Source organism: Streptomyces sp. CWNU-52B (genome assembly GCF_047444975.1).
Lineage (GTDB): Bacteria > Actinomycetota > Actinomycetes > Streptomycetales > Streptomycetaceae > Streptomyces.
In genome coordinates this window covers 63,377-78,154 of sequence record NZ_JBLFJV010000003.1, presented here as the reverse complement: position 1 = coordinate 78,154, position 14,778 = coordinate 63,377, and the positions used below count along the sequence as shown (strand labels likewise).

8 protein-coding genes are annotated in these 14,778 nt (G+C 73.1%); 6 read left to right on the top strand and 2 right to left on the bottom strand.

Annotated features, from left to right (window positions below; all coding sequences use genetic code 11):
• Positions 1 to 54 precede the first annotated feature (54 nt).
• The 5 genes from ACLVWQ_RS02720 (at position 55) to ACLVWQ_RS02700 (ending at position 8,769) form a co-directional block, all read left to right on the top strand.
• Complete coding sequence (locus ACLVWQ_RS02720) at positions 55 to 1,266, top strand: cytochrome P450 (RefSeq protein WP_414106476.1); 1,212 nt, start codon at positions 55 to 57, stop codon at positions 1,264 to 1,266.
• Between the two features lie 207 nt (positions 1,267 to 1,473).
• Complete coding sequence (locus ACLVWQ_RS02715; protein ID WP_414106475.1) at positions 1,474 to 4,737, top strand: non-ribosomal peptide synthetase; 3,264 nt, start codon at positions 1,474 to 1,476, stop codon at positions 4,735 to 4,737.
• Positions 4,734 to 6,356: a condensation domain-containing protein gene (locus ACLVWQ_RS02710; RefSeq protein WP_414106474.1), complete on the top strand. Its 1,623-nt coding sequence runs from the start codon at positions 4,734 to 4,736 to the stop codon at positions 6,354 to 6,356. The genes ACLVWQ_RS02715 and ACLVWQ_RS02710 overlap by 4 nt, the downstream gene beginning before the upstream one ends.
• A complete protein-coding gene (locus ACLVWQ_RS02705) occupies positions 6,353 to 7,840 on the top strand; it encodes an argininosuccinate lyase (protein WP_414106473.1) in 1,488 nt (495 codons plus the stop codon). The genes ACLVWQ_RS02710 and ACLVWQ_RS02705 overlap by 4 nt, the downstream gene beginning before the upstream one ends.
• The gene (locus ACLVWQ_RS02700) at positions 7,837 to 8,769 is read left to right on the top strand and encodes a kinase (RefSeq protein ID WP_414106472.1); all 933 of its coding nucleotides are present in this window, start codon (positions 7,837 to 7,839) and stop codon (positions 8,767 to 8,769) included. The genes ACLVWQ_RS02705 and ACLVWQ_RS02700 overlap by 4 nt, the downstream gene beginning before the upstream one ends.
• A gap of 55 nt (positions 8,770 to 8,824) precedes the next feature.
• Here the strand turns inward: ACLVWQ_RS02700 and ACLVWQ_RS02695 are convergent, their stop codons facing one another.
• Positions 8,825 to 10,252, bottom strand: a complete 1,428-nt coding sequence (locus ACLVWQ_RS02695; protein WP_414106471.1) for a tryptophan 7-halogenase — start codon at positions 10,250 to 10,252, stop codon at positions 8,825 to 8,827.
• A gap of 386 nt (positions 10,253 to 10,638) precedes the next feature.
• Between ACLVWQ_RS02695 and ACLVWQ_RS02690 the strand changes: the two genes are divergently transcribed.
• Positions 10,639 to 11,844, top strand: coding sequence for a cytochrome P450 (locus ACLVWQ_RS02690; RefSeq protein ID WP_414106470.1), 1,206 nt, complete (start codon positions 10,639 to 10,641; stop codon positions 11,842 to 11,844).
• A 24-nt stretch (positions 11,845 to 11,868) separates the two neighbouring features.
• On the opposite strand, the gene ACLVWQ_RS02685 is transcribed toward ACLVWQ_RS02690, so the two are convergent.
• Positions 11,869 to 14,772, bottom strand: a complete 2,904-nt coding sequence (locus ACLVWQ_RS02685; RefSeq protein WP_414106469.1) for an AAA family ATPase — start codon at positions 14,770 to 14,772, stop codon at positions 11,869 to 11,871.
• Positions 14,773 to 14,778: the final 6 nt, after the last annotated feature.

Here is a 14,778-nt window from a genome sequence, read left to right as displayed (position 1 = left end):
TCCGAGTTCTGTCACCTGCGCAACCCACGTACGTTCGCGAGATGAGGATGGGGCATGGCTGAGTCCTTGCACACGGTCACCACGTTGCCGACGGTGCGCCGGCCCGGCTGCCCCTTCGACCCGCCGGCGGAACTGCTCGAAGCCCGCCGGCACGGGCCCCTCAGCCACTACACCTTCCCCGGGGGGAAACCTGGCTGGCTGGTCACCGGGTACGACCTGATCAGGTCGGTGCTGGCCGACCCGCGGTTCAGCGCACGCAAGGAGCTCATGCTCCACCCGACCATCGACTACGGGGACGTCGAGTTCTCCCCGGCGCCGCCCGGCGAGTTCCTCTTCATGGACGAGCCACGGCACGGCCGCTACCGGAAGCCGCTGATGGGCAAGTTCACCGTACGGCGGATGCGGCTGCTCGCCGCGCGCATCGAGGAGATCACCGAGGACCAGCTGGACGCCATGGAGAAGGCCGGGCCTCCCGTGGACCTGGTGACCGCATTCGCCAAACGCATTCCCGCCATCACGATGTGCGAGATCCTCGGGGTTCCGCACGAGGACCGGGACACCTTCCAGGACCTGGTCGACGCGTTCAGGAACGTGGGGGCGCCCCGCGACGACCTGATGGCGGCCTACACCGCGACCCAGGAACACCTCGCCGAACTGGTCGTCGCCAAGCGGGCCCGCCCCACGGACGACGTGCTCAGCGACCTCACCGGCAGCGATCTGACCGACGAGGAACTGGTGGGGGTCGCCCTGATCCTGCTCGCGGCCGGCTTCGACACCACCATGCACATGCTGGGCCTCGGCACCTTCGCGCTGCTGCGCAACCCCGATCAACTGGCCGCGCTGCGCGACGATCCCGAGCTCACCGACCAGGCCGTGGAGGAGTTGCTGCGCTATCTGAGCGTCGGCAAGACGTTCATGCGGACGGCGCTGGAGGACGTCGAACTCGGCGGCCGGACCGTCCGGGCCGGCCAGCCGCTGATCCTCTCCTACAACACCGCCAACCGTGACCCCGAGCGCTTCGCCGACCCTCACGTGCTGGACCTCCACCGCAAGGGCGGCGGGCACATGGCGTTCGGGCACGGCATCCACCAGTGCCTGGGGCAGCAACTCGCCCGCGTCCAGATGCGGATCGCGTTCCCCGCGCTGCTCAACCGCTTTCCCACCCTGCGCCTGGCCGTACCGGCCGAGGAGATCGTCCTGCGCCCCGAGGTGGACATCGCCGACGTCCACGGCGTGAAGAGCCTGCCGGTCGCCTGGGACACATGACCCCGGAGGTTCCAGGGAACCGCCGGCACGCGGGACACGGGCGTCGGCGGTGGTCGTAACGGTGGCTCCCACCGATGCCGGCAGCCGGTGCCTGTCAGCACCATCGCAACGGCGCACGGGGAGCCGGCCCGGACCGCCGCGCGGCCGCCAGGACCTGTCCAGGGAAGCCGACCTCGTGTCGATACCTCGATCAACAGGAGCGTCTCCATGCAGGAAGCAGCCCCCCACCGGGCCGACGGGCGACCGACGGCGCCCGCGGGGCCGAAGGACGCCGTCACCGCGCCGGCCCGGTCGTGCGGAACGGACGCCGGTACGGTACGGCTGGCCGCGCGGCTGAAGGTCGCCTCGGTGATGCTGGGCGTGCCCTCCCTGGCGCCCGACGCCACCTGGCGCGACCTGGTGCACCACGTGGGCACCGCGGACGGGCGCAAGGAGGCGGAGGAGGCCTGGGACGACGCACGGGCACAGCCGGCCCCGGCGGACCCGGAGGCCGACCGCCTCGACCGCTACGCCCTGCGCGTCCTGGACCTGATGACCGCGGCCCCCGACGAGCCGCACACGGCACACGGCGTGCTCTCGCCGGAGGAGACCGAAGCCGTCATCGCCGGCGGCGCGGGCCCCGTACGGCCGCTGCCCGGCCGGCGCTTCCACGAACTCTTCGAGGAGCGCGTCCGCCGGCACCCCGACGCCGTCGCCGTCGTCCACGGCACGACCACCCTGACCTACCGTGAGCTCAACGAGCAGGCCAACCGGGTCGCCTGGGCGCTGCTCCAGGAGGGGCTCGCCCCCGAGGACGTGGTGGCGGTCGTGACCGAGCGCCACGAGCGGTGGCCGGCCGCCGTGCTTGCCGTGTTCAAGGCCGGCGGCTGCTACCTGCCGCTGGAGCCGGGCTTCCCCGCCTCGCGCATGGCCAGGTCCCTCACCCGGAGCGAGTGCCGCTGGGTCCTCGCCGACCCCGACGTACCACCGCTCGACGAGGCCCTGCGAGGCCCTGGCCTCAGTCATGACGCCACCGCTGACGCCACCCATGACGCCGGCCGTGACACCGTCCGCCGGATGTCCGTCCAGGACCTGGTCCGCGGCGACGGGCCCACCCACGACCCCGCCGTCCCGGTCGCCGGGGACCAGTTGGCGTACGTGTACTTCACCTCGGGCTCCACCGGTGAGCCCAAGGGCGCGATGTGCGAGCACGACGGCTTCCTCAACCACCTCTACGCCAAGATCGAGGACCTCGGCATCGAGGAGGGCGACACCGTCGCGCAGACCGCGCCGCAGTGCTTCGACATCTCCCTGTGGCAGCTGGTCTCCCCCCTCCTCGTCGGCGGCCGCGCCCTGCTGGTCGAGCAGGAGGCCCTGCTCGACGTGGGCCGGTTCGTCGACCTCATGAACCACCACGGCGCCCAGGTCGCCCAGTTGGTGCCGACCTACCTCGAACTCCTGCTGGCCGAGGCCGCCGACGGCCGCGCCGCCCTGCCGCACCTGCGGGTCATGGCGGTGACGGGGGAGGCCCTGAAGAAGGAACTGGTGCGCCGCTGGTTCGAGACGTTCCCCGGCGTCCCCCTCGTCAACTGCTACGGGCTGACCGAGGTGAGCGACGACTCCCACCACGGCGTCATGCACGCCCTGCCCGGCCACCGCTCCGTGCCGCTCGGCGACACCATCCGCAACTGCCGCGTCTACGTCATGGACGAACAGCTCCACCTCGTGCCCGACGGCGCGCCCGGCGAGATCGTCATCGCCGGGGTGTGCGTCGGCCGCGGCTACGTCAACGACCCCGACCGCACCGCCGCCGTCTACGGCGACGACCCCCACCGGCCGGCCGAACGCCTCTACCGCTCAGGCGACTTCGGCCGACGGCTGCTCTCCGGCGAGCTGGAGTACCTCGGCCGGCGCGACGCCCAGGTGAAGATCAGCGGCTTCCGTATCGAACTCGGCGAGATCGAGGACCGGCTGCTCCAGGTCCCCGGCGTCCGCGACGGCGCCGTGGTCGTCGCCGGCACGGACGACGAGGCCCAGCTCGTCGGCTACTACACGGGCGAGGACGCACCGGACGGCGAGGGCGTCGCCCGCGCCCTGGGCGCCGCCCTGCCCCACTACATGGTGCCGCCGCGCCTGTACCGCGCCCGCGAACTCCCGCTGTCCGGCAACGGGAAGATCGACCGGCTCGCCCTCACCGCGCGCGCCCGCGACACCGGCGGTACGGACACCGCGCGCCCGGCCGCCTCGACCGCCACCGACACCGAACGCCGGGTCGCCGCCGTGTGGTCGCGGCTGCTGCGGGTGCCGGAGCGGCGCATCGGGAGCGACACCCGGTTCACTGACCTCGGCGGCACCTCGCTGTCCGCGATCCGCCTCGCGATCGAACTCGACCGGCAGGTGAGTGTCGCGGAACTCCGGGACACCCCCACCGTCGCCGACGTCGCGGCCCTGCTCGACCGCAAGGCCGCCACCGTGCCGGCCCCCGCACCGCACCGCCCGCACAGCGTCACGGCCCGACCCGCCACCGGCCCCGCCCCGCTGCGCGTCCTCGACGTCCGCACCGGCGGCGCCGGCCCCGTCGCCCGCGCCACCGCGCACCGCGCCGCGGCCCTGGCCGCGCTCGCCGAGTCCGGCGCCGTCATGCTGCGCGGCCTCGAAGTCCGCACCGCCGCCGACACCGCCGACACCGCCGCCGCACTCGGCATCGAACCGCTGACGGAGCGCGAGGGCTTCGCCCCCCGCACCGCCCTCGCGCCAGGCGTCCACTCCGGCAGCCACTGGCCCGCCGAGGACCCCATGTGCATGCACCACGAGCTGAGCCACGCCGCCACCGTTCCCGGCACCCTGCTCTTCGCCTGCCTCACCGCGCCCGGCAGCGGCGGCCGCACCACCGTCGCAGACTCCCAGCAGGTCCTGGCCGCTCTGCCGTCCGACCTGACCGGCCCGCTCGAGGAGCACGGCTGGCTGCTGCGCCGCATGTACCACGACGTCGGGGTCGCCTGGCCCGACGCGTTCGGCAGCGCCGACCGCGCAGAGGTCGACGCCTACTGCGCCACAGCAGGCATCGAGCACACCTGGCTCCCCGACGACCGGCTGCTGACCCGCCAGCGCCGGGCCGCCGTGGTACGCCACCCCCGCACCGGAGTGCCCGGCTGGTTCAACCAGATCGCCTTCCTCAACGGCCTCACCATGGACCCCGCGGTCCGCGAGTACCTCACCGACGTCTACGGCCCCGACGGTCTGCCGTTCGACACCGCGGCCGGCGACGGCACCCCCGTCACGGCGGACACGGTCGAGCAGATCAACGCCGTCTACGACCGGTTCACCGTCGGAGAACCCTGGCAGACGGGCGACGTGCTCCTCGTCGACAACATCCGCACCGCACACGCCCGCGAACCGTACGAGGGCACCCGGGAGATCGCCGTCGTCCTCGGCGACCCCGTCGAACTGCCCGGCCACGTCCTGCCGCTGAGCGACGGCGAGCTTCCGTGACGAGACCCCGCCCCGCCGCGGTCGCCGACGACCCGCCCGAGCGCACCGGCGGGCCGGTCACCATCGCACCGGCGTCGTACGCACAGGAACGCGCCTGGCTCGCGTCCCGCCTCACCCACGACCCGCCGACGTACTGCGCGGTCGACGAGTTCCCCGTGCACGCGGGCATCACCGGGAACGACCTGGTCGACGCCCTCGCGGTACTGATGGAACGCCACGAACCGCTGCGCACCGTACTGCGCTCCGTGGACGGGCGGCTCACCCAGGAGGTGCACCCCCGGCCGGCACCGGACGTCGAACGGCTCGACCTGAGCGCGTACGACCACGCCGCACAGAGCGAGGAACTCCGGTCGCTGCGGGCCAGAATGGCCCGACGCCCGTTCGACCAGCGGTTCCCCCTGTGGCGCGCCGCGGTCCTGGAACTGGGGGAGGGGTCCTGGTCGGTGCTCTTCGCCGCCCACCACACCGTCTACGACACCGCCTCCCGGTTCAACGTCCACGCCGAACTCACCGAACTCTGCGCCGCGGCCGAGGAGGGCCGGGCCGCGCGCCTGCCCCGACTGCCGGTCGGCTACGGGGAGTACGCCCGGCGCGAACGCGCACGGCTCACCCCTGACAGGCGCGGCGCGCTCGCCACGCACTGGCGCGCCCGCCTGCACGGACTGCCGCCCGTGCACACGCTGCCGCTGGACCGGCCCCGGCCGCCGGCCCGCACCTTCCGCGGCGCCGAGGTGCGCACCGCCCTGCCCGTCGGCGTCACCGCCGCCCTGACCGCCGCCGCCCGCCACCACGGCACCCGTCCCGTGATGCTGTTCCTCGCCGCCTGGACCGCCCTGCTGCACCACCACTCCGGGGCCGACGACCTCGCCGTGGGCCTGCCCGTGGCGGGCCGCACCGAGCCCGGGACCCGCTCCATGGTCGGCACCTTCGTCAACATGCGCGTCCTGCGCGCCGACCTCACCGGCGACCCGGACGTCACCGAGCACGTCCGCCGCACCACCGCCGCCGTCCGTGAGGGGGAGCGGCACGACATCCCCCTCCAGACCCTCGTCGAACTCCTGCCGGCCCGGCGCCTGCCCGGCGTACCGCCCCTGTACCAGCTGGCCTTCAACCACGTGCCGACCGGCCCGCTCGGCGCCCCCGTCTCCTCCTGCGAGGAGGACCTGCTGCTGGACGTCGCCGACGGCACCGTACGCGTCGTCTACGACGTCGCCCTCTTCGACCGGGCCACCGCCGACCTCCTGCTCGCCGACTACCTCCGACTGCTCGCCACCGTCCTGGAGGCGCCCGGCGCCCGGCTCTCCGCATTCCGCCCCGCCCGCCGCCCGCGCCGCGCACCGGAGCCCGCCGCCGAGCCGGCGCCCGCCGCGACCGCCCCGCGCGACACGGCCGAGGCACGGGTGGCCGCCGTCTGGCGGGAGCTGCTCGGCACCGACGCCGTCGACGTCCACCAGGACTTCTTCAGCGCCGGCGGCCACTCGCTCCAGGCCCTGCGCCTGCTCGCCCGCCTCACCGCGGAGCACCGCACGGAGATCACACTCCGGACCTTCTTCGCCGACCCGACGGTGGCCGGGCTCGCCACCGCACTCGACCGCACCCACCCCGGGAGAACGGCATGACGGTGACCGGCCGGATCGACGGCGTCCCCAGCGACGTGTGGCACGAGGAGGTGCTCGCCCCGCAGTTCGCCTACGAGGCCGAGCACCTGCTGCCCCGCTATCTCGCCATCGAGAAGGCGCTCCTCCTCGAATACCTGCGGATGGGCCTGGTGGACGCCTCCGGTGCGGCGTCCGTCGCCGCCCGCCTCGACACGCTCGCCGCCGACGTCATACGAGCCGAACCCGAGGAGAACCTCTCCGACATCTCCTTCGCGGTCGAACGCCATGTGCAGTCCGGTGCCACCCCGCCCTTCGCGTCCTGGCACGTCGACCGCAGCCGCAACGACCTCCAGGTCTGCGCCCAGCTGATGGCGGCCCGCGAGAACTTCAACGCCGTCGCCCTGGACCTGGTCGTCCTCGGCCGGGCCGTCACCGCGCTCGCCGCCCGCTACACCGACACCCCGATGCCCGGCCACACCCACGGCCAGGCCGCGCAGATCATCACCCCCGGCTACCACCTCGCCGCCCTCGCCGCCGAGACGACCGCCGCACTGCGCCGCATGCTGCACACCTACGACGAGACCGACGCCTGCCCCCTGGGCTCCGGCGCCATGGCCGGACAGGAACTGCCCTGGGACCGCGCCCGGCTGGCCCGCCTGCTCGGCTTCGCCCGCCCCCAGCCGCACGCCCTGGTCGGCGTGGCCTCCCGCACCTGGACCACCTCCGTCGCCGCCGACCTCGCCGGCTACGCCGCCGTCCTGAGCCGCTTCACCACCGACCTCATGACCTGGAGCGGCAGCGGCTTCGGCTTCCTCGACCTGCCCGACGAACTGGCGGGCATCTCCGCCGCCATGCCGCAGAAGCGCAACTTCCCCGTCCTGGAACGCATCCGGGGCCGCTGCGCCCATGTCGTGGGCCGCTCCGCCGACATCACCGCCGGACAGCGCAACACCCCCTACACCAACACCGTCGAGGTGTCCAAGGAGACCGGCGCCCACCTGCACGTCCAGACCGGCGCCATGCGCTCCGTGCTGCGCCTGGCCCACGCCGTCGTCAACGGCGCCACCTTCCGCACCGACCGGATGCGCGCCGCCTGCGCCGAGGACCACCTGGGCGGCTTCACCCTCGCCAACCGCCTCACCCTCGACTGCGGCATCCCCTGGCGCACCGCCCAGGTCGTCGCCGGTCGCTACGTCAAGCACGCCGTCGACCGGGGGCTGCGCGCCGACCGGCCCGACGCCGAACTGCTGCGGAGCTGCGCCGCCGAGGCCGGGTACGCGGCCGAGCCGGCCGGGGAACTGCTCACCGAGTCCTTCGACATCGACCGCGGACTGCGCGCCAAGAGCTCGCAGGGTTCCGCGCACCCCGACCGCGTCAAAGAACTGCTCGCCGACGAGGACGGTGAACTCGACCGGCTCGAAGGCGAGTTCACCCGCAAAGCCGAACGCCGGGCGGCGGCGGCCTCGAGCCTCGACACCCTGCTCGCCGAACCGGACCGCACATGAGCGAAGTGTCGTCCGCGGCCCGCCGCGTGGGCGTGGACCTGGACGAGGGAACCGGCGCCGCCTGCGGCACCTTCGGCGAACTGCTGCAGGGCGTACTGCCCGACGGCACGGCCTTCCTCGTCACGTTCCCCATCACCCTGGGCACCCGCGCCTGGTTCCGCCACGACCGGCACGGCCCGCTGCGCGTCTACCCCGCGCACAAGACCAAGTCGCTCGTACTGGCACGGACCATGCTCGACTCCCGCGGGCCGGGCGGCGGCGGCTCCCTCGTCCTGGACAGCGACCTGCTCATCGGCAAGGGCCTCGCCAGCTCCTCCGCCGATCTCGTCGCCACCGCCCGCAGCGTCGGCACCGTACTCGACCTGGACACCTCACCGGCCGCCGTCGAGGACTGGCTGCGCCCCATCGAACCCACCGACGGGGTCATGCATCCCGGCATCGTCGTCTTCGAACACCGCGCGGTCCGGCTCCGGGCCCGCCTCGGCACCCTGCCGCCCGTCACCGTCGTCGCCGTCGACGAGGGAGGGCACCTGGACACCGTCGCCTTCAACCGCCGCACCCGGCACGTGCCGGGCGCGCTGGCCGCCGAGTACGCGCGGCTCGTCGACGACCTGGCCGCCGCGGTCGCCGGGGCCGACCTGACGGGCGTCGGCGCCGTCACCACCCGCAGCGCGGCCCTCAACCAGCGGTGGCTGCCCAAACGCAATCTCGACGCCCTGACCCGTATCGCCGGGCGCCTCGGCGCACCGGGCGTGGTGTGCGCGCACAGCGGCACCATGCTCGGCCTCCTGCTGGACGCCACCGCACCCGACCACGACGAGATGCTCGGCGCCGCGCGGGCCGCCTGCGCGCGACTGCCCGGCACGCTCTCCGTCTACCGGTCCGCGGCCCCGTCGGACAGCCCGTCAGGAAGTACGCGGGTGCCGTGACCCCCAGGACATGCCGTCCCGGGACCGGCGTCCCGGGACGGCACACCCCGGGACGTCACATCTTCTTCCAGTGCATGCCGTCCTGGCTGACGATCAGGCCGTCCGCGACGACCGGAGCCTCGTCGAGCGCCTCACCGAAGGCCGCCTGCAACTGGATGCGGTGGCCCTCCCAGTGAATGCCCCGGGACTGCTCCAGCAGATCCTTCTTGCGCTGGTCCCGGTACGGCTCGGAGGTCAGCACCGCCACATCGTCGGAGGCCCCGCCGCCGACCAGCCCGACGAACGCCGCCGCGCCGGGCGCGGTGTCCCGGGTGACGCGCCGGGCCTCGTTGAAGTACTCCTGCTCGTCCCGGTTGACGTCGTAGAAGGTGACGAGGAAGTCGTGGAAGGTCTGGTACTCCTTGCGGTACCGGGCCTCGTACTCCGCGAAGCACTCCCGCTCCTCCAGGTCGCCGCGCAGCGCGGTGTTGAGGGAGCGGGCGGCCAGCAGGGAACTGAAGGTGGCCATGTGGACGCCCGAGGAGAACAGCGGGTCGATGAAGCCCACGGAGTCGCCCACCAGGGTCATGCCCGGCCGCCAGAAGTTGTCGTGCAGATAGGAGTAGTCCTTGCGCACGCGGACCTCGCCGTACGGTCCGCTGGTCACCCGCCGGGCCTCGGAGAGGTAGTCGGAGACCACGTCACAGTCCGCGATCATCGAGGCCAGCGCCTCGACGCGGTCGCCCCGCACCCGGTCCGCGCACTCCTTGCGCACCACGGCACCGACCGAGGTGAGCGTGTCGGTCAGCGGGATGTACCAGAACCAGCCCGCGTCGAAGGCCACACACGTGATGTTGCCGCTCGACGGCGCCGGCAGCCGCTTGCCGCCCTCGAAGTAGCCGTAGAGCGCGATGTTCTGGAAGAACTCCGAGTACCGGCGCTGACCGCCGATGCGCCCCTGCAGCCGGCTCTGGTTGCCGGAGGCGTCGACGACGAACCGGGCCCGTGTCTCGTGCTCGACACCGGCCTCGTCCTCGTACCGCACCCCGCACACCCGGCCGTCGTCCTCCAGGACGTCACGGACCGCACAGCGCTCACGCACCTCGACGCCCTTGCGCCGCGCATTGTCGAGGAGCAGTTTGTCGAACTTCATCCGCTCGACCTGATAGGCGTACGACGTCGGGCCCGCGAACTTCTCCGAGAGCGCGAAGTCGAACGACCACGGTTTGCTGTTGGAGCCCCAGCGGAAGGTGCCGCCGCGCTTCTTCATGAAACCGGCGCTTTCCAGTTCCTCGGTGACTCCGAGAAGTCCGCATATCCCGTGCACCGTGGACGGCAGCAGGGATTCACCGATCTGATGCCGGGGAAACTCCTCTTTCTCCAGCAGCAGGACGCGGTGGCCCTGCATCGCGACGAACGTCGCCACCGACGACCCGGCGGGGCCGCCTCCGACGACTATGACGTCGAACGACTTCGCCGATTCCGAATCGCCGGCAATGGTCATGGGAGGGCCTTCCGACCGAGGGATCCGGCCGGCGTCACCGGCCGTGGGCAACATCGACGCTGCCGCCGTACGGAATGGTCGCGCCCCGCGCCCCGCGGAACATCGGTGTGAGCCACCGTTACGTGTTACGCAATTCTCCGCACGATTCCAAAACACTGTGGTTCCGGGGTTCGGTGGTGCGTCCGCGACGAGCGACGTATGCTGTGCGCTCACTTGCCCGTCGACGATGTTTCCCGGCCGCCCGGGACGACGTCCGTCGCGGTACGCAAGGAAATCGGACCACGCGTCGCAGCGTCCATATTCCGCCATGAACCCGGGAATTGCCGAGATTGCCGAGATTTCCGGTCGCCGCCGAACCCGTAACCATCGCGAGATGAGGAATGGCCGTGGGTGAACCCCTGCACACCGTCAAGACGCTGCCGACGGCACGTCGGCCCGGCTGCCCCTTCGACCCGCCGGCGGAGCTGCTCGAAGCCCGCCGGCACGGCCCCATCAGCCGCTACGCCTTCCCCGGCGGGAAAGCCGGCTGGCTGGTCACCGGGTACGACCTGGCGAGGACGATCCTGGCCGACCCGCGGTTCAGCTCCCGCAAGGAGCTCATGGTCCACCCGCTCGTCGACTACGGGGGGATACAGATCCCCCCGGCGCCGCCCGGCGAGTTCCTCCTCATGGACGACCCCCGGCACAGCCGCTACCGGAAGCCGCTGATGGGCAAGTTCACCGTACGGCGGATGCGGCTGCTCGCCGAGCGCGTCGAACAGGTCACCACCGACCACCTGGACGCCATGGAGAAGGCCGGGCCCCCGGTGGACCTGGTGTCTGCGTTCGCCAAGCCCATCCCCGCCACCATGATCTGCGAACTGCTGGGCGTGCCGCACCGGGACCGGGACACCTTCCAGGAGCAGGTCGACGCGTTCATGAACGGGGACGGGGACGACCTGGACCTGCTGGCCGCCTACACCGCGACCCAGGAACACCTCGCCGAACTGGTCGCCGCCAAACGCGCGCACCCCACCGACGACGTGCTCAGCGACCTCACCAGCAGCGATCTGAGCGACGAGGAACTGGTGGGGATCGCTCTGATCCTGCTCGCGGCCGGACTCGACACCACCACGAACATGCTGTCCCTCGGCACCTTCGCGCTGCTGCGCAACCCGGATCAACTGGCCGCGCTGCGCGACGATCCCGAGCTCACCGACCAGGCGGTGGAGGAACTCCTGCGGTACCTCAGCGTCGGCAAGACGTTCATGCGGACGGCGCTGGAGGACGTCGAACTCGCCGGGCAGACCATCAAGGCCGGCCAGCCGCTGATCATGTCGTACAACACCGCCAACCGCGATCCCGAGCGCTTCACGGACCCCCAGGTGCTGGACCTGCACCGCAAGGGCGGCGGTCATCTGGCGTTCGGGCACGGCATCCACCAGTGCCTGGGGCAGCAACTGGCCCGCGTCGAGATGCGGGTGGCGTTCCCGGCGCTGCTCAACCGCTTCCCCACCCTGCGCCTGGCCGTACCGGACGAGGAGATCGTGCTGCGCCCGGAGATCGCCGACATCCACGGCGTGAAGAGCCTGCCGGTCGCCTGGGACGTGTGACCCGTGACGTGTGCGTGGCCGGGCTCAGGCAGCGGGTCCGGGAGGCGCGGACTCCGCGGCGGCGGGCCCCAGCGTGCCCCGCAGTTCCTTGCGTCCCGACAGGCCGAACTTGCGGTAGACCGAGGTCAGATGGACCTCCACCGTGCGGCGGGTCACGAAGAGCGCCTGAGCGATCTGCAGGTTCGTCCGCCCGGCCGCCGCCAGCCGGGCGACCTTGGCCTCGCTCCGGGTGAGCTCGCCGGACCTGCGGGACGCGGCGGCCCGTGGCCGGGCTCCCGTCTTCAGCAGCAGACCATGGGCTTCCTCGTGCAGGGAACGGGCCCCGATCGTCCGGGACTCCTCCCACCCCTGACGCAGTACCGTCCGGGCCGTCCCGACGTGCCCGGCCTGTAGCAGCGCACGGCCGCGGGCCACCCGGACCCGCGCCAGAGACAACGCGGAGCCCGTCCGCGCCAGCACGGACTCGGCCTCCTCGAGCAGTACCAGCCGTTCGGGGTCGTCGGCCGCCGCCGCGGCCAGCAGTTCGAGTCCCGTGCCCAGGGCGCCGGGGAGGCCGGCCGCGCGTGCCGCGCCGACGGCCCGGGTGCCCAGGGCGGTGGCCGCCGCGCGGTCACCGAGAGCGAGACGGGCGTGTCCCGCCCAGTACCACCAGGACGAGGCGGCGGGATTCGTCCGGTGCCACGCCTGCTGTCTGCGGCCGCACTCCATCAGATCCAGCAGGGCGGCCGAGGGCTCGTCCCGCGCCAGCCGCAGGCGCCCCCGGGCACAGAGGAACTCGTTCCACTGCCAGGCGTCGTCGATCCTGTCCTGCGGCACCGCGCCGGCCAGGGCGTCGGCGGCCGCGACGTCGCCCCGGTCGAGCAGCGCGTGCAGCCGGACCGCCAGCGCCAGTGCCTGGTGGCGGGTGGCCCGCTCGACGGGGGCCCCCTCCAGCGCCGTGGCCGTGGACAGGAGCGCCCGGTCGAGGCGTCCGAGCCGCGCACCGGCCTCCCCGTCGAGCGCCAGCAGTTGGACGTACAGGTGGTCGGGGACCGCGTCGGTGCCCTCGATGAGCTGCTGGTACACGGCTGCCGCCTCCTGCGGGCGGTCCGCGTACATCAGCGTGGAGGCCGCCATGGCGAGGCAGGCGGGCGAGTCGGTGATCGGACCGCCCTTCAGCAGCACCCTGTTCGCCGCGGCGAGGGCCTGCGGCAGATGTTCCGTGCGGGCCACCGAGACGAAGGCCCGGCAGGCGAGCAGCGCACGTTCCTCCGGGGTGTCGCCGGGCAGGTCCAGGCGGAAGGAGACCGTGTCCAGGAGCTCCGTGTACGCGTCGCGGTTGTCGGTCCCGGCCATCAGCATCTGCGCCTCCAGACGGTGGAGGAGCGCGGCACCGGAGCCCGGCCCTGCGGCGGCCTCCGCGGTCAGCAGCTCGGTGGCACGGCCCACCCGGCCCGTGCGGGTCAGGCCGCCGATCAACGCGCTGAGCACCGCGATCCGCGGCTCGCCGCCGCCCACCCGGTCCAGGACCGCCGCCAGGTGCCCGACGCTGGCCTCCGGGTCCACCCGGCTCTCCGCGAGGCCCAGTTCCATGACCAGGGCCGGGTCGCAGGTGTCCTCGGCGCCGTGCGGCACACAGGGCCTGAGCAGTTCCACCGCGTCGGCGGCCGCCCCGTGCAGCATCGCCTTGCGGGCCGCCTCGCGCAGTACGGCCCGCGCCCACGGCTGCCGTGCGACGGCCGGGTCCTGGAGCAGATGCCCGGCGATGTCCGGGGCCGGCGCTCCACGGTCGTGCAGCAGGCGCGCCGCACGGCCGTGCAGGTCCGTCCGCGTCCGGGGCGGAGTGTCCGTCAGGACCGCGTTCCTGACGGCGGGGTCGGCGAACGACCACAGGCCGGGTTCCCCGGCCGGCCGGACCAGTCCGATCGTCTCCAGTCTGCGCAGCGACCGCGTGAAGGCGGTCGTCTCGACCCGCGCCAGCCCCGAGCCGGTCGTGACGTGCGCGTGGTCACCGAGGACGGCCAGGGCCTGGGCGGTCCGTACCGTGAGCGAGGGCTGCCGGCGCAGCAGGCGCCTGGTCCGGGGACCGAAGACGGGGATGTCGCCCTCACCCGCCGCGTCCAGGCCCGCGGTCGTCAACGGCAGGCCCAGCTCCCGCAGCCCGGCGAGCAGCCCGGTCACCAGCGAGGGATTTCCGTTCGTCGCGGCCAGGGCGCGTTCCTGGAACCGGGCCTCGACGGCGCCGCCGGTGAGCCGGCGCGCGACCAGATCGATGCCCTGCCCGGTGAGCGGGCGGGGCCGCAGGACCTGGAGCACCGACCGTGTCGCCCATGCGTCCAGCGGGGCCGGCTCGTCGCCGTCGCGCCAGCCGAGGGCCAGCAGGACGGGCAGGTCGCGGGTGGAGCGCAGGGCGTGGGTGAGGAGACGGACCGACTCGGGGTCGGCCTCGTCGGCGTCGTCGACCGTCAGAAGCAGCGGGCGTGCCGTCGCGGCGGAACTCACCGCTCTGCGCCATGCGAGGAGAGGCCCACCGCGCGGCGGGGCGGGGACGCCGGGCAGAGGGAGCGACGGCAGGCGTACCCGCTCGGTGCGCGCGCGATGCCCGTCGGCCTGCCGCGGCCGTGCGGCGGTCCGGCCGTCGTCGTCGGCGGCCAGCGCGTCGAACAGCGCGGTCAGCGCGTCGAAGCGGGGCAGTCGCCGGTACGGGCCCGCCGTCTCCACGACGCGCAGACCACGACTCCGTGCCTCGGCGGCGAGGCTGTCGAGGAGCGCGGTCCTGCCGACGCCGCCCTGGCCCTGCACGACGACGAGGCCGCAGTGACCCGCCGCGGTCCGCCGGACCAGGTCGCGCAGCACGGCGAGCTCGTGGTCGCGTTCCACCAGCTGGGGGTACGTCTGTCCGGCCGGCATGTCTTTCAGAGCGGAGTCGCCCGAAGTGACGATGTTCACCGCATC

What these genes read in the sequence shown, in the direction of transcription:
- ACLVWQ_RS02705 (WP_414106473.1), top strand. Translation starts at nt 6,353, where the DNA reads ATGACGGTGACCGGCCGGATCGACGGCGTCCCCAGCGACGTGTGGCAC.
- ACLVWQ_RS02700 (WP_414106472.1), top strand. Translation starts at nt 7,837, where the DNA reads ATGAGCGAAGTGTCGTCCGCGGCCCGCCGCGTGGGCGTGGACCTGGAC.
- ACLVWQ_RS02720 (WP_414106476.1), top strand. Translation starts at nt 55, where the DNA reads ATGGCTGAGTCCTTGCACACGGTCACCACGTTGCCGACGGTGCGCCGG.
- ACLVWQ_RS02715 (WP_414106475.1), top strand. Translation starts at nt 1,474, where the DNA reads ATGCAGGAAGCAGCCCCCCACCGGGCCGACGGGCGACCGACGGCGCCC.
- ACLVWQ_RS02695 (WP_414106471.1), bottom strand. Translation starts at nt 10,252, where the DNA reads ATGACCATTGCCGGCGATTCGGAATCGGCGAAGTCGTTCGACGTCATA.